The organism is Blautia sp. NSJ-175 (assembly GCF_022867815.1).
GTDB classification, from domain to species: domain Bacteria; phylum Bacillota; class Clostridia; order Lachnospirales; family Lachnospiraceae; genus Blautia; species Blautia celeris.
In genome coordinates this window covers 83,418-103,328 of the sequence record NZ_JALIFQ010000020.1, presented here as the reverse complement: position 1 = coordinate 103,328, position 19,911 = coordinate 83,418, and the positions used below count along the sequence as shown (strand labels likewise).

Sequence of the window (19,911 nt, the reverse complement as noted above, 5' to 3'; positions counted from 1 at the left end):
AACCAGCGAATATATTTGACAGAGTATCCAGAATATTTGGATAAGAAAACCGATGGCTTTGACTGTTATCAGTCTACACCATCGGTTTTCTCATGTCCAGCTAACCTCTGAACAGTAACTTTTTTTGGGAAGAAACAGCATAGAGTCTTGACAAAATCTGGCGATATCGGTAGAATAACAGATAGTCTATGACAAATAGCCAATATGAGAGAGACTTTGATGAGGAGTAGTAGAGAGTGTCCTTTATCCCAGAGAGCTGCCGGCTGGTGTGAGGCAGTATAGAGAAGCTTTTGAACTGGCCTCGGAGTTCCCGTGCTGAAAGTCGTCATGCAGGTAAGTGCGGGCGGGAGTTCCCGTTACAGAATCAAAATGAGTGCATCCGGCATTGCGGATGAATTAGAGTGGTACCACGGAAAAATAAGCCCTTTCGTCTCTAAAGTATAGTGACTAAAGGGCTTTTTCTATGCTTTGGCATAAAGCTTTAAGATGCCCGGGCGGGCATGAAAATGAAAACCAGGAGGAATGAAATTATGGCAGTACCTTATAATCATAAGGCGATTGAACAGAAATGGAGAAAAAACTGGGAAGAAAAACCAGTGAACGTAGATGACGGCCAGAAGCCAAAATACTACTGTCTGGACATGTTCCCGTATCCGTCTGGAAACGGTCTTCACGTAGGACATTGGAGAGGATATGTGATCTCTGATGTGTGGAGCCGCTATAAGATGATGCAGGGCTATTATCTGATTCATCCCATGGGATGGGACGCTTTCGGCCTTCCGGCTGAGAACTATGCCATCAAGATGGGAGTTCACCCGGCAAAATCTACAGCACAGAATGTGGCAAACATTAAAAAACAGATCAACGATATTGCAGCCATCTATGACTGGGACAGAGAAGTCAACACCACAGATCCGGGCTTCTACAAATGGACGCAGTGGATCTTTGTGAAAATGTTCAAAGAGGGTCTGGCATACGAGAAGGAGTTCCCCATCAACTGGTGTCCGTCCTGTAAGACAGGCCTTGCCAATGAGGAGGTTGTGAACGGCTGCTGCGAGCGCTGTGGTTCCACTGTGACCAAGAAGAACCTGCGCCAGTGGATGCTCCGCATCACAAAATATGCGGACCGTCTGTTAAGCGACCTGGATAAACTGGACTGGCCGGAAAAGGTGAAAAAGATGCAGTCTGACTGGATCGGAAAATCCTACGGAGCCGAGGTGGATTTCCCGGTGGACGGAAGAGACGAAAAGATCACTGTCTACACCACAAGACCGGATACCCTTCACGGCGCAACCTTCATGGTTCTGGCACCGGAGCACAAGCTGGCTGCTTCCCTGGCAACACCGGAGACAAAAGAGGCTGTGGAGAAATATATCTACGATGCTTCCATGAAATCCAACGTGGACCGTCTCCAGGACAAGGAGAAGACAGGTGTGTTCACAGGAACTTATGCAGTCAATCCGTTAAACGGCGCAAAGGTTCCCATCTGGCTGTCTGACTACGTACTGGCTGATTACGGAACAGGTGCCATCATGTGTGTACCCGCCCATGATGACCGTGACTTTGAGTTTGCCACAAAATTCAATATTCCGATCATCCAGGTTATCGCCAAGGACGGAAAAGAAATTGAAAATATGACAGAGGCCTACACAGAGGCCAGCGGCACCATGATCAATTCCGGCGAGTGGAACGGCATGGAGTCTTCTGTCCTTAAAAAAGAAGCGCCTGTCATGATAGAAAAAATGGGCATTGGCAAGAAAACCGTAAACTATAAGCTGCGTGACTGGGTATTCTCCCGCCAGCGCTATTGGGGTGAGCCGATTCCGATCATTCACTGCCCGCACTGCGGAAATGTTCCGGTACCGGAAGACCAGCTTCCGCTGACCCTGCCTGAGGTGGAATCCTATGAGCCTACAGGCACCGGCGAGTCACCGCTTGCAGCCATTGATGAGTGGGTGAACACCACCTGTCCTGTCTGCGGAGCTGCCGCAAAACGCGAGACCAACACCATGCCACAGTGGGCAGGTTCCTCCTGGTACTTCCTGCGCTATGTGGACAACAAAAATGACGAGGCACTGGTTTCAAAAGAAAAAGCAGACAAATACCTGCCGGTAGATATGTATATCGGCGGAGTGGAGCATGCGGTTCTTCACCTTCTGTATTCCCGTTTCTATACCAAGTTCCTGTATGATATCGGAGCTATTGACTTTGACGAACCGTTCCAGAAACTGTTCAATCAGGGTATGATCACGGGTAAGAACGGCATTAAGATGAGTAAATCCAAAGGCAATGTGGTTTCCCCGGATGACCTGGTAAGAGACTACGGCTGTGATTCCCTGCGCCTCTACGAGCTGTTCGTAGGTCCGCCGGAACTGGATGCGGAGTGGGATGACAGAGGAATCGACGGCGTGTACCGTTTCCTGAACCGTTTCTGGAAGCTGGCTATGGACAGTCTGGAAGCAGGCGTATCCGAGACAAAAGATATGGTGAAGCTGCGCCACAAACTTGTCTTTGAGATCACACAGCGTCTGGAGAGCTTCAGCCTGAACACAGTAATCTCCGGTTTTATGGAATACAACAATAAACTCATTGAGCTTGCCAAGAAGACAGGCGGCATTGACAGAGAGACTATTGAGACCTTTGCAAAGCTTCTGGCTCCTTTCGCACCCCATCTGACAGAGGAAATCTGGGAGGCATACGGACATGAAGATTCTGTATTCCACGCAGAGTGGCCTAAGGCAGATGAGGAGGCTATGAAGGACGACGAGATCGAAGTGCCGGTACAGATCAACGGCAAGACAAGAGCTGTTATCAGCATCAGCGCGGAGGCATCTAAGGAGGAGGCCATCGCTGCCGGAAAAGAGGCTGTTGCCGATAAGCTGACGGGAACTATTGTAAAAGAGATCTATGTTCCGAAAAAAATAATCAACATTGTGCAGAAATAAGACGTTTTGTAATTTGGGACGGCCGGAAGTGATTTCGGTCCGTCCCCCTTTTATGTTTCAGTGTCCATGAAAAGGGGCTTACACTGAAACGTGACTGTGACAGATTTGACAGATAATAGCGCGGGCGGTAAGAAAAAAATCTGAGCCTGCGCTGTTTTTATATTTATATTGTGTTTTTTGCGACAATAAAGTATTATAGAAGTAGTAGAAATTCATTTGGAAAGGCGGAATCGTAATGGGAGACCAGCAGCTGGAATATCTGGAATTTCAGGCAGATGAAGTGCATTATCTCATACCCCTGTCCTGGGTGGACAGAATCAGTGAGAGAACGAAAAAAAAGGGAAGAACCGTCCTGATCGACTTTGGCGGGCTCACCAGTCCCGGCCGTGTGGGAACGCAGCAGGAATACCTGATCCTTGCAGATGAGGAGAAGGCAGGATTTCTGGCGGACAGAGTGCTGGGAATGCGGACCCTGGACAGAAGAGCATTCATCTCTCTGAGAGAACCTGCATTAAATGAGACCAACCGGTATCTGGAGGCAGCCGTTCTGCTTCCGGAAGAGCAGGAGGGTGAGGTGCTGGCCTATGTGCTGAAGCCGGAGATCCTGAAGGAGAGACAATGGAAATTATAGAGGTGAAAACCAGGGACAGGGTTCTGTATATAGAGAAAGAAAAGACAGAAACCCTGTTTATGAATCCGAAAATATGGAAGATCCCAGGCGCTGCCGAGGAAATACTGGGTGTTTCTGTCTATAAAGGCCGCCTTGCCGTATACTACCGTCTGGGAAGTGAAAGAGATGCAAAATGCGGAGTCCTTATGAAGACACAGAGTGATATGGCTGTGGGGATCGCCGCGGAGCAGGTGGCAGGAGAAGGGGAGATTGACCGGGAAGAATTGACAGAAGTGATACCCGGAATATGGGAGAGAAAAAGTGATTAGGCTGAAAGAAGAAGAATTTGCGGAAATAGTGGAATATATGCGTCAGAATTACGGTATTAATCTGGAAAAGAAAAAGACATTGATCGAATGCCGTATGTCAAAAGAACTGGAAAAGCAGGGTGTGGAAACCTTCGGCAGATATATGGAGCTTTTGAAAAAAGATACATCCGGGACGATTTCCTCCAATATGGTAAGCCGTCTGACTACCAACTATACATATTTTATGAGAGAGCAGGCCCATTTTAACATTCTGCGTGACCATATCCTGCCGGAGCTTTCCAAAAACCACAGCAGAGGGTTTTTAAACGTCTGGTGCGCAGGATGCTCCACAGGAGAAGAGTGCTATACCATTGCCATGATCCTGCAGGATTACAGGGAACGGACAGGGAACCTGATGAATTACAGAATCCTGGCAACGGATATTTCCAACCAGGTGCTGGATAAGGCACGGAAGGGAATTTATACGGCAAAGGAAGCAGAGGCACTGCCGGCTGAGTGGAAGAATAAATATTTCCGGGCAGAAGGCACAAAATCTTACTGTGTGGATGAACGGCTGAAACAGAACATCCGTTTTCAGAACCAGAATCTGCTCTCCCCCGGTATCGGGACAGAACAGTTTGATCTGATCTTCTGCAGGAATGTCATGATATATTTTGACAAGAAAGCCAAAGAGACACTGGTGAAAAAACTGGAGGCCGGTCTGAAACCGGAGGGATATCTGGTGATCGGGCACGCGGAACTTTTAAATCGCGGAGAAATCCAGCTGGAGCCGGTATTTCCTGCTGTATATAAAAAATATAAAGAGAAGCAAAGGTGAGTTTATGGAAAAGAAAATCTTGATCGTGGATGACGCAATGTTTATGAGGAAATCCATCCGGAAAATTTTGGCCGAAGGGGGATATACCAACGTGGAGGAAGCCAGGGACGGCGAGGAAGCACTTGCACTGTTCGGCGAATACAACCCGGACCTTGTACTTTTGGATATCACCATGCCCGGAAAATCCGGTCTGGAGGTTCTGGAAGAGATACTGACACAGGATGCCGATGCATCTGTTGTCATGTGTTCTGCCATGGGCCAGGAAGCTGTGATCCAGAAGGCTGTGGTGATGGGGGCAAGAGACTTTATTGTGAAGCCGTTCAGGAAGGATGAATTTTTAAGGATTGTGGACAGCTGTTTTCCAATAGAGAAATGAAAGGACAGGGCGCAATGAAAAAGTATTTCTCGAATCTGAAGATAGGAACAAAGCTGATCGCTGCCTTTGCCTCTATCCTTGTATTATATATCCTGACAGTTTTGGTGTCTGTGCACACCATACAGAATATGTCAGAGAAGATGGATGATCTGTATAACCAGCCTTTTGCCAAAGTGGAGGCGTCCATGAATATGGCATCCAACCTTCATCTGGTAGGAAAGAATCTGACCATCATGGCAGCAACGGAAGATATTGTGGATGAAGATGCCCTTATGGCTGAGACGAAAGCGGCGATCCAGGAGGAAGCAAAGGACCTGGAGTTTCTCCAGACAGGATACGGCAGTGATACAGCCCAGGTCAGAACACTGGGCGAACAGTTCAGGGAGCTGGGCATTCCGAGAGACCAGATCATAACTCTACTGGAACAAGGAAAGTCTGAGCAGGCGCTTGCTCTGTATGTAAGTGAGTATATGCCGAAGATGGACAAGGTAAACGATACGCTCAACAAATTGACAGGTGAGTGTGTGAACGATGCGGAAGATACACTGAACACTTCCCTTACCTCCAACACCAATGTCAGGTTTATGATCCTGGGACTGGCACTTATCTGTATTCTGATCACCTGCGTTCTGTGGCTTACCATAACGAGAAGCATTTTAGGACCGGTCAATGAGATAAAAAAGGCAGCGCAGGCTGTGGCAGACGGGAAGCTCAAGGCAGATTTGTCCTATACCTCCGATAACGAGCTGGGACAGCTGGCAGAAAATATCAGGGAGACCACGAAGGCCCTCAATATCTATGTATCGGAAATTAAGACAGGTATGACTGCCCTTGGCAACGGAAAACTGAACTACCGGACCAAGATAAAGTTCAAAGGTGACTTTGTAGCTCTGGGGGACGCTCTGGATGAGATTGGAGGTCTTCTGCGCAATGCCATACAGCAGATCAGCGGCAGTGCGGAACAGGTGGCCGGAGGCGCGGAGCAGGTATCCAATGCTGCCCAGGCCCTGGCGCAGGGAACATCCCAGCAGGCCAGCTCCATTGAAGAACTGGCTGTCAGCATCAATGAGATCACAGAGAGCATCAACGGCAACGCGGACAAGGCGGTCAAATCAAGCAGACTGGCAGATAATGTGGGATGCAGTCTGGAGAGCAATGACCAGCAGATGCGAAGTCTGCTGGATGCCATAAAAGAGATCAAGAACAATTCCCGGGAGATCACCGGAATTGTTAAGGAGATTGAGGATATTGCCTTCCAGACCAATATCCTGGCTCTGAATGCGTCTGTGGAGGCCGCAAGAGCAGGAGAGGCCGGAAGAGGATTTTCCGTGGTTGCCGGTGAGGTGCGCCGTCTGGCATCCAAGACAGCGGAGGCATCCAAGCTTACAGCCGGTCTGGTGGAGAAGAATACAGAGGCGGTCAATGTGGGAATGAATACGGTTCACTCAACAGCGGAGTCTTTGAAGACATCGGTTGAGAAGGCACAGGAAGTGAACCGGATGATGGATGAAATCTCTGAGCTATCCGTACAGCAGGCGGAGGCGATCATGCAGGTGCGCAGAAGTATGGATCTGATCTCTGATATTGTGCAGGGCAATTCCGCCTCCTCTGAGGAGAGTGCGGCTGCCAGTGAGGAGCTGTCTGCCCAGGCTCAGATGCTGAAGGAACTGGTGGAACAATTTGAGATATGATGGATAAAGGGGAACAGAATGGATTGTGAAGTGGAATTGGAGGAACTGTCTGAGGATTTTATAAAGGAGCTGGGGAACATCGGAACCGGAAACGCGGTCAGTGCCCTTTCACAGCTTCTGAACTGTCCGTTGGAGATTGATACGCCCAATCTGCGTATACTGCATTTCCAACAGATAACGGAAATTATTACGGAAGCGGAAGTACCGCTTGCCGGGATCATGGTGGAGGTCTTCGGGGAAGTGAACGGTATGTTTCTCTTCCTTCTGGATAAGACCTTTACCGGTCAGGTGATACGCCTTGTGCTGGGAGACACGGTATCTGACTTTATGAACCTGACGGAGATGGAGGAGTCCCTGCTCCTGGAACTGGGGAATATCATGTGCGGCTCTTATATCAGAGCCCTGTCACAGCTCATGAATGTAGAGATAGATGTATCGGTTCCCCAGATAAGCATAGATATGGGCGGCGCCATACTCACAGCCGCCACGTCACGTTTTTTAAGAACAAGCGATGAACTTTTAATGATAGACAATTTGTTCTGTATGGATACCGATACTTTTTCAGGGCGTATTCTGTTCCTTCCGGAAATGGAATCTCTGCATGTTCTGCTTCGGAAACTTGAGGAGTTATGAAATGGATAAAATTACAGTAGGTATTGCCGAGGGCAGAATCGCCTTCAGAGGGCAGACGCTGGTCACCTATGCACTGGGGTCCTGTGTGGGCATCTGCCTGTACGACAGCAGAATAAAAATAGCCGGAATGGCCCATATCGTGCTGCCGGACGAGAACAGCGCTACCGTAAAAAGTAATCCCTATAAGTTTGCCGGAAGCGGGATATCTGCACTGGTTATGGAAATGCAGAGACACGGTGCCGATAAGCGGAGGCTGACAGCGAAGATCGCCGGCGGGGCTAAAATGTTCAGTACCGGCCGCTCCGCCTGGGATATCGGGGAGAAGAACGCCGCCGCTGTCAGGCAGGCGCTGCACGCGGCAGGTATCCGTATCCTGGCGGAGGACACAGGTGCCAATTACGGAAGAACCTTAGAGTTTTGTGCGGATGACGGCATTGTCCAGGTGAAAACGGTTAGAAGAAAAACAGTAATATTATGATATGATAAAAGCTATGGGAGGCAGATATGGATTTTAATGGTAAGAATATCGTTCTGGCTGTGGATGACAGCCTGATGGTATGTAAACAAATTCAGACAGCACTGAAGGATGAGCCTGTTTTTCTCTGCGAGGCACACAATGGGCAGGAGGCTGTGGATATGGCGATGCAGTATCAGCCGGATCTGATCCTTTTAGATGTGGTGCTCCCTGATATTGAGGGATACGAACTGATCGGAAAATTAAAGGAAGTGGGGCAGGAGGAAGCAGCGGTTCTTTTTCTCACCTCAAAGGATAAAGACGAGGATGTGGTGAAGGGCTTTTCCATGGGCGCCTGCGACTATATCAAGAAGCCATTCGCCACTGCGGAGCTGCGGTCCAGGGTCCACGCTCATCTGGAAATGAAAAAGCAGAAGGATATACTGAACAGACAGAATAAAGAGCTGCTTACCAATATGGAAAAACTGAACTTTATGGCCTTCCGGGACGGTCTTACCGGTCTGTATAACAGAAGGTATGTAGTCGGCAACCTCATGGAGGACATGAAGGACCACAATGCGGAGAAAGCCACAGAAGTTCTCATTATGGCGGACATTGATGACTTTAAGCGGATCAATGATACATATGGCCACGATGCCGGGGACGCGGCACTTGTGTGCATTGCCAACATTTTAGAGGAGCAGTGCAGGGAACACAGGGTCATCCGGTGGGGCGGGGAGGAGTTTCTTATTGTACTTTTCGCTGTCACGGAGGAGGAGGCTTTTGAGATCAGTGAGCGTATCCGAAAGGAAGTGGAGGCATTCCGGATCTATCATCCGGACGGGGAATTCTCCTGCACGCTGACTTTGGGACTTCACACCTACCAGGAACCTGACAGGATAGAGGACAGCGTCAACTGTGCGGATAAGGCACTTTATTACGGCAAACGAAACGGAAAGAACCGCAGTGTCTGGTACAAGGACATACGGTGAGCGGTGATCAGATATGGGATATTTCGATGCGGATGCGGAAGAAATGCTGGAAGTGTACCTTTTAGAGACACGCCAGCTTATGGAACAGTTAAACGGAGTTTTGCTGGAGGCGGACAAGAATAAGACGTTTTCAGAGAAGGATATCAATACGGTTTTCAGGATCATGCACACCATTAAAAGCTCCTCTGCCATGATGGGACTTCACGCCCTGTCAGGCATGGCGCATAAACTGGAAGACCTTTTTTCCTACTACAGGGAACAGAAGGGGGAGATCAGCCGTATAAAACCGGATTTGTTTGACCTTTTGTTCAAGGTATCTGATTTTGTGGAGAGCGAGTTAAAGCAGATGCCGGAGGAGAGTTATGCCCCAAAGGATACTAATGAGGTAGAGAATAAGATAGCGGAGTACCTGAAGAGCCAGGAGGAAAAGCCTGAGGCTGAGCTGCCTGCCGTCCCGGAACAAACAAAGGGGGAGGCAGAGGCAAAAGCAGAGAAAAGAGCAGAGCCTGTGCAGGTGGGAATCCCTGAGATATTCTTAAAGAAAAGCGGTGTCGTCATACGGATCCGTTTTGAAGAGGGCTGCCGCATGGAGAATATCCGCGCGTTTATGATCGTGAGGCAGATCGGAAATCTCTGCAGCAGTGTGGAGAGTTATCCCCAGGACCTGGAAAAGTCCCAGCAGGGAGCGGAATATATCAATAAAAACGGAGTTTTCATCCGGTTTGAGAGCGACAAAAAAGAGGAAGTTCTGGAAGCGGTCAAACGCGGACTTTTTGTAAAGGATTATGAAGTCCTAAGGGATGAGGTAAAGAAGCCGGAGCCGAAGGTGATCAAAAAACCCCCGAAGGCAGACAGCCTTGCCGAGACAAAGGAAGTTGAGTTTCTCAATGTCCGTACAGACCGGCTGGACCGGCTTCAAAACCTGTCGGGAGAACTTTTGATCCTGATGCTGACACTGGACGAAGAGTTAAAAAGCCACGGAATGGATGATGTCAGGGAGGGGACTGCCTATCAGGTCAACCGCCTGATCGAGGAGATGGAGCGCACGGTCATGGAGATGCGCATGGTTCCCGTGTCAAAGGTCATTCCCAAGCTGAAGAGGATATTAAGGGATATCTGCAGGGATCAGGGAAAAGAAGCGGAACTGATCGTGAACTGCGGAGACATTGAAGCAGATAAAAGTGTAGTGGACTATGTCTCGGAATCCCTGCTCCATATTATCAGAAACGCGGTGGATCACGGCCTGGAACATCCGAAAGAGCGGACAGCGGCAGGCAAGAACCCAAAAGGAAGCATTACCTTTAATGCGGAAAATACCATAGGCGAGCTGATGATCTCTGTCGCGGATGACGGCAGGGGCATAGACCTGGAAAAGATACTGGAGAAAGCCAGAGAAAAACATCTCATCACAAAACCGGAGGAGGAGTATGATCCCCAGGAGATCCTGGAGCTTATTTTGACGCCCGGTTTTACCACCAACGAGGAGGTTACGGAGTATTCCGGACGTGGTGTGGGCCTTGATGTGGTGAAGAATATACTGGAGGAGGCGGGAGGCCATCTGTATATCCAGAGTGAGGCGGGAAAAGGCAGTACCTTTACCATCACGCTTCCCCTGTCTCTTGCCACCATTGAGTGTACCAGGTTCCGGGTGGGAAAATGCCGTTTTTCCGTTCCCTCCAGATATGTGCAGCGCTTTTTGAGCTATGAGGAGAACAGAGATTATATACACCTGAGGAACGACAGGAAGTATATTCTGTATGATAACCGGATGCTCCCCCTGGTGGATTTAAGAGAGGCTTACCAGATAGAGGGAGAGTATCCCGACACAGCCCTCCTGGTGTATGTCAAGAGCGCCAAGCGGGAGGGAGTCATCATCATTGACTCCATGTATGAACAGAAGCGGATCGTGGTAAAGCAGCTTCCCGCCCTGTTCGGCCCCGGCTTCCGAAGACATACGGGCATCAGCGGATGCAGTATCATGGGAAACGGCAAGATCTGTGCTGCTCTTGATATTGAAATCCTGATTGAAAAATTCACAAAGGAGGCAGTCCATGAGCGAGAATGAGATCAATGAAATTCTTTGTTTTCCCGGCAGCAGGAAGAATTATGCGGTGGACTTTTCCTGTGTGGTGGAGATCAGCTATGATTTTAAAATATCAAAGATTCCCTGCATGCCCCCGGATTTTGACGGGGTGTGCAGCTACAAAGGTGCCATGATACCTGTCATAAGGATAGAAGGGGAGGAGAGTCTTCCGGAGACAGACAGCGAAGAAGAGAGCCGGGTGATCGTTGTGATCGTAAAGCACCAGAAATATTTTCTGGGTATCCGTCTTTCCAAAGAGCCGTATATCATCTCCTATACCGCTGCGGACAAGATAACCAACCCCCTGGGTGTGGCAGCTTCTGACCGATGGAAAGAAAAAGGGCTTTACCGGTACGACCAAAAATTATTCTCCGTCATTGATGTGGAGAAGACGTTGGAGGGTATGGTCTTCTATCCATGACGGGAGGCTCCGTGTGAACCGTAACCTATGATGCACCAACAGAGAAAAAACAGGCTCTGTTGGTGTTTTTTTATGTTTTTTCTTATGATATAATGATAAAAAGCCTGGGCGGCATGAGAAAAGAAACTGCGCAAGCGGCAGTGGAGGGAGCAGCCTATGAGGAATCGGCAGAATACGGAAAGACCGGCAGAAGAACGGAAGGAAAAAAGTAAAGAAAGACTTCGGGTATTTGCTCTTTATCTGATACTGGCAATGGTCATTGTGCTTCTTATCTGGATGAATAAAGAGACTGCGTCCAATACCATTGGCTTTGACAATGAAAATGTATACGCCCTGGCGGAGGGCTGGACCATGCAGTACGGCGGAAAGACCTTGCAGGTAGCCCTTCCCCTGGACAGCAGCGCAGAAGCAGAGGAGCCCGTCACCTATACAAGGATTCTGGAAGCACAGGACTCCTACTGCAATATGATCATGTTCCACTCCTCTCATCAGCGGATCAAAATATATTTGGACGGGGAACTGCTCTATACCTTCGGATATGGACAGAGCACCCCGGTACACTCCTCTGTGGGCAGTGCCTGGCAGTATACCCGCCTTCCGGAGGACTGGGAAGGAAAGGAACTGCGGATTGAGACCAGGGGTGTGTATGACTCCTATTCCGGCAACCAGGAGATCGTATATCTGGGGACAAAAACGTCCCTTGTCTTCATGGTGGCAAAGCAGAAGGTCGTCTCTCTTCTGGTGGATCTGTTTTTGTTCATTATGGGCGTGCTTTTGATCATGAGCAGCTTCTTCTTCAGGGAGTCCCATACTGTGGGCAGAATCCGGTATCTGGGAATCTTCGCCATTGTGACCAGTACATGGATTCTGCTGAAGTCAGGCGTGGGGCAGCTTTTCACCGGGAACATATTGATGAGTATGAACATTCTTTATCTGCTGTTCGGACTGATGCCCATTCTCACCATCAGTTTTCTTCTGACCTTTGACAGCTTTTTAAAGAGCCTGTTTATGAGGGGACTCTACTGGTTTTGTGTTGTCTGTTATTTTGTCATGCAGTTTCTGCAGTTTGCGGACGTGACAGATTACACCAGGATGGTGTCTGTGAATCACATAAATTTCCTGCTGATCGTACTGGGAATGGCAGGTATTTGTATCCGAAAAAAGGCAAGGGGGGAGAAGATCGAAGACCTGTCGGTCTTTGTAGCTTGCTTTGCGTTTGCAGGATTCGGAGCTGTGGATATTTACCGGTTTTATTTTGAGAAGACCATGCAGAGCAATGTGGGATTTACACAGGCGGGATTGATCTGCTTTGTCTGTTCCCTGGGATACTCTGTAGTCAAACAGTCCTCAGAGGAACAGACGCAAATCATTGAGAACAAGACGCTGAAAAAGATCGCTTACCTGGATATCCTTACGAATCTGCCAAACAGAACCGCTTTTGAGAATCAGATGGAAAAATACAGGACAGGGGATGCAGACAAGAGACCGATCGTGATGATCGTGGATCTGAACGGCCTGAAGGAGATCAATGATACATATGGACACAAGGCAGGTGATGTGGCTATTATCCGCATTGCGCAGCTTTTGGACCGGCATTTCGGACAGCCGCTCCACACATATCGAATCGGCGGGGATGAGTTCTGTGTTCTGGCGGAAGGGGAGAAGGATGAGATATTCAGGCAGCGCATCCGGCATTTTTTAAGTGATGTAAAGGAAGCTGACAAAGAGTACGCATTTACCTTTTCCGCTGCTTACGGATATGTAAAAAGCGGAGAGGAAGGGATTGACAAGGCGTTCATCTGCGCGGATAAAAAAATGTACATCTGCAAGATGCAGATGAAGCAGGAACGGACAGAAGAGGAAGCGTGAGGGGCGGCAGGAGGAGCATATGGATTATAAAGAAGCATTTCACATATTGGGAACAGAGCCATCAAAGGACGAAGCGTGTATCAGGCAGGCTTACCGGAGACTTCTGGCGGACAACAACCCGGAAGACAATCCTGAGGGCTTTAAGAGGCTGCGCCGGGCATATGAGACGGCAGCACAGTATTCCCGCACTGAGAAAGAGGATACGCAGAAGCAGGAGGCACAGACAGAGACAGATCTCTGGATGGAGCAGGTGGAGGCAGTCTATCACTCCTTTTCCCGGAGGATGGACCCGGAATGCTGGAAAGAACTGCTTCGGGCAGATGTGTGCCAGAGCCTGGCAGACGCGGAGGAGGTCAGGGAAAAACTCTTCGGGTTTTTGGCTGTACATTTCAGGCTTCTGCCGGATATCTGGAGGATACTGGACCGGCATTTTCTTATCGAGGAGGAACAGGCAGAGTTTGAGGAGCATCTGCCCGCGGAATTTGTCCGGTATATGTTAAGCCAGATACACGGGGAGATACATTTTCCCTATGAATATTTTGAGGGCAGGGATGACGGGGATTATGATACCTGGACAGCCACTTATTTTCAGCTCTATGAGGCCGTGGAGGAGGGAAATACAGAGCGCGCCGAAGAGCTGTTAAAGAGCATGGAGGCACTGGAGATCTGTCATCCCCTGGCTGAGATGGAGAAGGCCAGGATCATGATGCTGAAAGGGGAAAAGGAAAAGGCTTATGAGACGGCGTCCCATCTTCTGGAAAAGTACCCGGATGAGATTAGGATCCTGATTCTCGGAGGGGGAATTCAGTGGGAATATGGAGATTTGGACCGGGCGGCTGCGGCCTATGAAAAGATACGCAGCCGTTTCCCGGAGCACTTTGTGACCAATCTTCGCCTGGGGAAATATTATGCGGGAAAAGGCCGGTACAAAAAGGCAAAGGAATGTATCAGCAGTGCCAGCCGCGTCAACTCCCGGGACCCGGAGATGCTGGAGTGTTTAAAAGAGATAAACACCCGTCTGATCGCAGAGTACAAAGAAATGATCAGCCGGCAGGCAGCAGGAACAGAGGATTACATTGAGCTAGCCTGGTGTTATCTCCAAAATGAGGAGAATGAGGCGGGAATCGCCTGCCTTACCGGTGTGACGCCGGATATGAAGAATGAAACCGGCTACCACAGTGTGCTGGAACGGCTTTATTTTGCGGCAGGCATGCCGGAAAAGTCTGAGGAGGAGGGAAATGCCTGGATACAGAGCATCCGCAGGGAGGAGCCGTCCCTTTCCGAGGAGGAGAAGCTGCGGGTACCGGAGCGGATCGCAGCGGCTTACTACATTATGGGCCGGGCCTGGATGCAGACCGGGCAGCAGGATGAACATGCGCTGAAGCTTTTGGAGACCTCCATTGCCTTTTATGATCAGAACGCGGATACCTACCTGCAGAAAGCACTTCTTTTGAACCGGATGAAGTTAAGCCGTGAGGCCCGGGAGGCCTGCGACAGGCTTCTGGAGCTGGAACCGGAAAATTTCTGGGGGTATGTGAACCGGATGGAGGCGCTGCTGGCCTTAAAAGACGGGCAGGGAGTCATTCATGATTTTTATGAAGCCAGGAAAATATTTGCAGCTTATCCGCCCTTATACGAGATGACCGCAGAGGTCTTTGACAGTACAGGGCAGTATGAGGATGTGCTGGATATCATGAAACAAGCAGAAAGTGCAGAGATTTCCACACCAAAGCTCTCCCTTTTCCGCCTGCGCGCATGCAGCCGGCTGGCAGAGACAAGAGCCGACGCGGAACAGGTTTTGGATGACGCAGCTTCTCTTCTTGCCCAATTGGAAGGCAATCCGGAAAATGGTAAAATCCGGGCGGAGATTTACGCGGAATCTGCCCGTCTGCAGAATAATATGGGCGACGGAAAAGCAGCGCTTGCGTATATCAACAGAGCTTTGGCAGAGGATAACCGGCCTTTTTTTAAATGGATGAAAGGGAATTTTTTATATGAACTGGAAAAATATCAGGAGGCACTGGAGGTTCTTATGTCCTGCGAGACGGCGTTTCCCGAGGGGGATATGGTCATGTTCCGTATCGGGGAGTGTTTCCATCGTCTTGGACAAATGGAGCAGGCGGCTGCCTATCTGAAAAAGACCCTGGAGATTGACCCGGAAAACGGGCGGGCGAACTGCAAGCTGGCGGAAATCTACAGGGACCTTCTGGAGGAGAAGGAAGACCCGGCCTTTTACGGGAAAGCGCTTATCTATGCGGACAGGCAGATCCAGCTGCAGCCTGAGGCATATTACTATGTGGAGCGGGGACTGCTTCACATGGCCTGCGCCTATTACTGCAGGGCAGTGCATGATTTTGAGGAGGCACTGCGCCTGGAGCCTGAGAATGTGTATGCATACAACAATATCTGTGTCTGCCTCAGAATGATGGGGGAATATGACAGGGCGGTTGAGGCCGGGAAAAAGGCGGAAGCGCTGCTGAAAGAGGAGGACATGGTCCGTGTGTACGGCAATCTGGGGGACTGCTGTATGGAAACCGGATGTCTTGCTGAGGCGGAGGCATATTATCTGAAACACCAGAAACAGTTTCCCAATGGACGCTCTCCGAAAGAATCCCTCATCGAGGTATATATAAGGCTCGGGAACTTAAACGCAGCCTTTTACTGGATCGGGCAGGCCTATGACAGGGAACAGGAGGTGCTGTACCGAAAGGCCCAGGTTTATTATAGACTGGGGGAGGGCGGCAAGGTGCGTATCTGTCTTCGGGATATCCAGAAGGAGAAAACGTATTCGTGCAGGGCAAAGCTTTTGGCCGCATACAACGCCTGCTATCTTCTGGAAAAGAACCGGGAGGCGCTGAAGCTGGCAAAAAGTGTTCTGAAGGAGGCAAAAGCCGGCTCTTCGGAATATTTCCAAGCAGGTTTTCTGGCGGCTGAGATTTATATGAGAACCAAGAAGCCGGCAAAGGCGGGTAAGACAGCAGAGGCGCTTTTGGCTGTCTGGCAGTCAACGTTTGGGGAGGCGTCCCTGATCAAATGGAAATACCGGAGAAAGCGTCTGTACGAGCTGGGGCTTCTCTGCCTCTTTACCGGCAGGACGGAAGAGGCTTTCAAACAGGCAGAGCTTATGGCGGATGCCCCAAAATGTGAAGATGTCTGCTGCGGGCAGCAGGGAGGAATGTGTGCGGAAGCCCTTCATCTCATGGCCCTGATCTGTGAATTTACGGGGGAGAGGCAGCAGGCCTTTGACTACTACGCAAGACTCAAAGAAAGCGGTTTTCTCAACATACAGGCAGATTACGGGTGCAGAAGGATGTAGTGACAGAAAGGAACAGAAGAATTGATAATTGGAATAGATTTGGGTACAACAAACAGTCTGGCAGCATATTTTACGGAAGACGGGCCGAGAATTATCCCCAACCGTCTGGGCAGGCATTTAACGCCGTCCGTGGTGAGTGTGGATGAAAATGACCAGGTATTTGTGGGAGAGACAGCAAAGGAACGTGGTTTTTTATATCCGCAGATGACTGCCTCTGTCTTTAAGCGCGATATGGGAAGTGACAGGAAGTACCGGCTGGGAGCAAGAGACTTTACGGCCCAGGATCTGTCTTCCTTTGTTCTGCGTTCCCTGAAGGAGGACGCGGAGGCGTTCCTTCAGGAAACCGTGGAGGAGGCGGTCATCAGTGTACCCGCGTATTTTGATGACAAACGCCGGAAGGCCACGAAGAGAGCCGGGGAGCTGGCAGGTCTGAAAGTAGAACGGATCATCAGCGAGCCAACAGCCGCAGCCATTGCCTACGGACTGTACGAGAAACAGAAAAACACAAAATTTCTGGTATTCGATCTTGGCGGCGGAACCTTTGACGTATCCATCCTGGAGCTGTTCGAGAATATTTTGGAGGTCCGGGCAGTGGCAGGAGACAACTATCTGGGCGGTGAGGATTTCACAGAGCTGCTGGTGCAGCATTATATGGATAAGATGGGGCTGAAGCTTACAGCGCTGACACAGAAGACCCTGGGACAGATCCGCAAGCAGGCAGAGGCCTGTAAGCTGTCCTACAGCCGGGCAGCGTCAGGAACCATGAACTGCAGAATAGACGGGGAGGAAAGGCCTCTTGCGATTACCCTGAAGGAATACGAAAAGATGTGCGAACCGCTTCTTGCAAAGATCAGGAAGCCGGTACAGAGAAGCCTGTCAGATGCCCATGTAAAGCTGTCGGATATTGATGAGATCGTGCTGGTAGGCGGGGCCACCAGACTTCCTGTTGTGAGGGATTTTATTATCCGCATGTTCAAAAAATTCCCTGATACAGCCATGAATCCTGACGAGGCGGTGGCTCTGGGAGCTGCCATCCAGGGAGCCATGAAGGAACGGCAGGAGGCAGTCCGGGAAGTGATTTTAACCGATGTGTGTGCCTTTACGCTTGGAACAGAGGTGTCTGTGCGGCTGGAGGACGGCAGGATAGATGAGGGGCATTTCTGTCCGATCATAGAGCGGAATACAGTGATCCCGGCCAGCCGTACGGAGCGTTTTTATACCATGCACGATGATCAGGAACGTGTCCGTATCTGTGTTCTGCAGGGTGAGAGCCGATATGCGGAAAACAATCTCCTTTTAGGAGAACTGGATATTGAGGTGCCGAAGAACAAGGCCGGGGAGGAGAGTGTGGATGTGACCTACACCTATGACATCAACTCGATTTTGGAGGTGGAGGTATGCGTCACATCCAGCGGACAGAAGCAGCGCCGGATCATTAAGGGCCGTGAAAATGAAATGACGGACAATGAGATCGAAGCCCGTATGAAGGAACTCTCCTACCTGAAGATCCATCCGAGAGAGCAGGAGGAGAACCGTCTGCTGCTTCTGAAAGGGGAGCGCCTTTATGAGGAAACTGTGGGTGAGAACCGGCGGCGGATGGAATATGAGCTGCAGAAATTTGAAATGGTGTTAAATACCAGAGACCGGGGTAAAATAGAAGAAGCGGCGAAACATTTTTCGCAGATAATGGAAGAAGTAGAAGAAGATAATCTATAAACCCGGAGGTATGAAAATGGGACAGAAACTATATGCGAACGGAATCATCCTGACAATGGAAAAACAGATGTACGCGGAGGCGGTACTTGTAAAGGACGGCAGGATAGCGGCAGTGGGAAGAAAAGCGGCTGTGGAGGCTTGTGCCGGTGCGGACACAGAACGGGTGGATCTGGAGGGGCGGACCATGATGCCCGCCTTTCTGGATGCTCACAGCCATTTTATGGCCTGCGCCAACGGGGAACTGCAGATTTCCCTGGATGGTACCAAAAGTTTCCGGGAAATTGCGGAACGGGTGCGGGAATATATCGCTGTCAGGCATGTGGAGAAGGGGAAATGGCTGACAGGAAAGGGATATGACCACAATTTTCTGGAGGAGAGATTCCATCCTGACAGACACCTTCTGGATGAGGCAGCCCCGGACAATCCCCTGGTGATCACCCACCAGTCCGGCCATATGGGTGTCTTTAACACAGAAGCACTTCTGCGTCTCGGCATTTCCATGGATGGAAATGGGGCGGTACAGGAAATACCGGGAGGAAAGATTGCTGTGCAGGACCATATCCCCACAGGATATATGGAGGAGAACGCCTTTGTGGAGTTTCAGAAAAAGATTCCGCTTCCCTCACCGGAAGAATTTATGGATGCTGTGGAAAAGGCACAAAAGAGATACGCCTCCCATGGGATCACCCTGATCCAGGAGGGACTGGTGGTGGATGAGATGCTTCCTCTCTATCAGAAAATCGTGGAGTCAGGAATCCTGAAGCTGGACGTGGTGGGGTATCTGGACATGAAAGGTGCCGGAAAATTTCTGGAAGCTATGGGGAAACACAGAGAGGGATTCCTCCGGCATTTTAAAATAGGGGGATATAAAATCTTTTTGGACGGCTCGCCTCAGGGCAGAACAGCCTGGCTTAGAATGCCCTATACGTCAGGACCGGAAAAAGAGGGATACCGGGGATATCCGGTACACACAGATGAGGAGGTCTGCGCCTTTGTGCGCCGTGCTCTGGAGGAACACATGCAGATCCTGGCCCATTGCAATGGGGACGCTGCCTGCGGACAGTATATCCGTGTTTTCGAGAAAGCTGCCGCCGCGGAAGGAAAGACGCTTCCCGCGGATATTCGTCCGGTTATGATACACGCGCAGCTTCTCGGACTTGACCAGATACCAAATGTGAAGGCCATGGGAATGATCCCCTCCTTCTTTGCCGGACATGTGTACCACTGGGGAGATATCCACGCAGATAATTTGGGCATGGAGCGGGCTTCCCATATAAGTCCGGCAGCTTCCGCCGAAAAAGAGGGCATTGCCTATACCTTCCACCAGGACGCCCCTGTCATTGAACCGGATATGCTGGAGACCGTATGGTGCGCTGTAAACCGATGCACAAAGAACGGAAAAGTACTGGGCAGCAAAGAGCGCATCTCTGTGACAGATGCGCTGAAAGCAGTCACCGTGAACACGGCATACCAGTATTTTGAAGAGCGGGAGAGAGGCAGCATCGCCCCGGGCAAGAGAGCGGATTTTGTGATCCTGTCTGAAAATCCGCTGGAAAAGGACAAAATGCAGATCCGGGATATCCGAGTGCTGGCAACGATAAAGGACGGGGATGTCATTTACCGAAGGGACACCCTCTGACCCGGAATCTCTTGTTTCTG

At 50.0% G+C, this 19,911-nt stretch carries 15 protein-coding genes and 1 other annotated feature; all 15 genes read left to right on the top strand.

The window, feature by feature from the left end; all coding sequences use genetic code 11:
- Positions 1-207 precede the first annotated feature (207 nt).
- Positions 208-438, top strand: a binding site (T-box leader).
- A gap of 92 nt (positions 439-530) precedes the next feature.
- The 15 genes from leuS to MUB35_RS23860 all read left to right on the top strand — a co-directional run bounded on the left by leuS (position 531) and on the right by MUB35_RS23860 (position 19,891).
- On the top strand, positions 531-2,945 hold the full coding sequence (gene leuS / locus MUB35_RS23930; RefSeq protein WP_244806959.1) for a leucine--tRNA ligase: 2,415 nt from the start codon (positions 531-533) through the stop codon (positions 2,943-2,945).
- A gap of 235 nt (positions 2,946-3,180) precedes the next feature.
- The gene (locus MUB35_RS23925; protein ID WP_244806958.1) at positions 3,181-3,576 is read left to right on the top strand and encodes a chemotaxis protein CheW; all 396 of its coding nucleotides are present in this window, start codon (positions 3,181-3,183) and stop codon (positions 3,574-3,576) included.
- Positions 3,564-3,884, top strand: a complete 321-nt coding sequence (locus MUB35_RS23920; protein WP_148391475.1) for a hypothetical protein — start codon at positions 3,564-3,566, stop codon at positions 3,882-3,884. The genes MUB35_RS23925 and MUB35_RS23920 overlap by 13 nt, the downstream gene beginning before the upstream one ends.
- Positions 3,877-4,701 (top strand): CheR family methyltransferase, encoded by an 825-nt coding sequence (locus tag MUB35_RS23915; RefSeq protein ID WP_244806957.1) that lies wholly within the window; start codon positions 3,877-3,879, stop codon positions 4,699-4,701. The genes MUB35_RS23920 and MUB35_RS23915 overlap by 8 nt, the downstream gene beginning before the upstream one ends.
- Before the next feature lie 4 nt (positions 4,702-4,705).
- On the top strand, positions 4,706-5,077 hold the full coding sequence (locus MUB35_RS23910) for a response regulator (protein ID WP_033140337.1): 372 nt from the start codon (positions 4,706-4,708) through the stop codon (positions 5,075-5,077).
- Between the two features lie 14 nt (positions 5,078-5,091).
- Positions 5,092-6,768 carry a methyl-accepting chemotaxis protein gene (locus MUB35_RS23905; RefSeq protein WP_033140579.1) on the top strand — a complete coding sequence of 559 codons (1,677 nt, stop codon included), beginning with the start codon at positions 5,092-5,094 and terminating at the stop codon, positions 6,766-6,768.
- 18 nt (positions 6,769-6,786) lie between these two features.
- Positions 6,787-7,401: a chemotaxis protein CheC gene (locus MUB35_RS23900; RefSeq protein ID WP_244806956.1), complete on the top strand. Its 615-nt coding sequence runs from the start codon at positions 6,787-6,789 to the stop codon at positions 7,399-7,401.
- Position 7,402: 1 nt separating this feature from the next.
- The gene (locus tag MUB35_RS23895) at positions 7,403-7,879 is read left to right on the top strand and encodes a chemotaxis protein CheD (protein WP_054351218.1); all 477 of its coding nucleotides are present in this window, start codon (positions 7,403-7,405) and stop codon (positions 7,877-7,879) included.
- A gap of 26 nt (positions 7,880-7,905) precedes the next feature.
- On the top strand, positions 7,906-8,847 hold the full coding sequence (locus MUB35_RS23890; protein WP_244806955.1) for a GGDEF domain-containing response regulator: 942 nt from the start codon (positions 7,906-7,908) through the stop codon (positions 8,845-8,847).
- A 13-nt stretch (positions 8,848-8,860) separates the two neighbouring features.
- Positions 8,861-10,912 carry a chemotaxis protein CheA gene (locus tag MUB35_RS23885; protein ID WP_244806954.1) on the top strand — a complete coding sequence of 684 codons (2,052 nt, stop codon included), beginning with the start codon at positions 8,861-8,863 and terminating at the stop codon, positions 10,910-10,912.
- Positions 10,899-11,351, top strand: coding sequence for a chemotaxis protein CheW (locus MUB35_RS23880; RefSeq protein WP_103730952.1), 453 nt, complete (start codon positions 10,899-10,901; stop codon positions 11,349-11,351). The genes MUB35_RS23885 and MUB35_RS23880 overlap by 14 nt, the downstream gene beginning before the upstream one ends.
- Positions 11,352-11,507: 156 nt before the next feature.
- Entirely contained in the window at positions 11,508-13,220 is a 1,713-nt protein-coding gene (locus tag MUB35_RS23875) for a GGDEF domain-containing protein (protein WP_033140331.1), read from the top strand.
- 19 nt (positions 13,221-13,239) lie between these two features.
- Positions 13,240-16,536, top strand: a complete 3,297-nt coding sequence (locus tag MUB35_RS23870) for a J domain-containing protein (RefSeq protein ID WP_103730951.1) — start codon at positions 13,240-13,242, stop codon at positions 16,534-16,536.
- A gap of 21 nt (positions 16,537-16,557) precedes the next feature.
- A complete protein-coding gene (locus tag MUB35_RS23865; protein ID WP_033140329.1) occupies positions 16,558-18,252 on the top strand; it encodes a molecular chaperone HscC in 1,695 nt (564 codons plus the stop codon).
- Positions 18,253-18,268: 16 nt separating this feature from the next.
- Positions 18,269-19,891, top strand: a complete 1,623-nt coding sequence (locus MUB35_RS23860) for an amidohydrolase (protein ID WP_227210177.1) — start codon at positions 18,269-18,271, stop codon at positions 19,889-19,891.
- Positions 19,892-19,911: the final 20 nt, after the last annotated feature.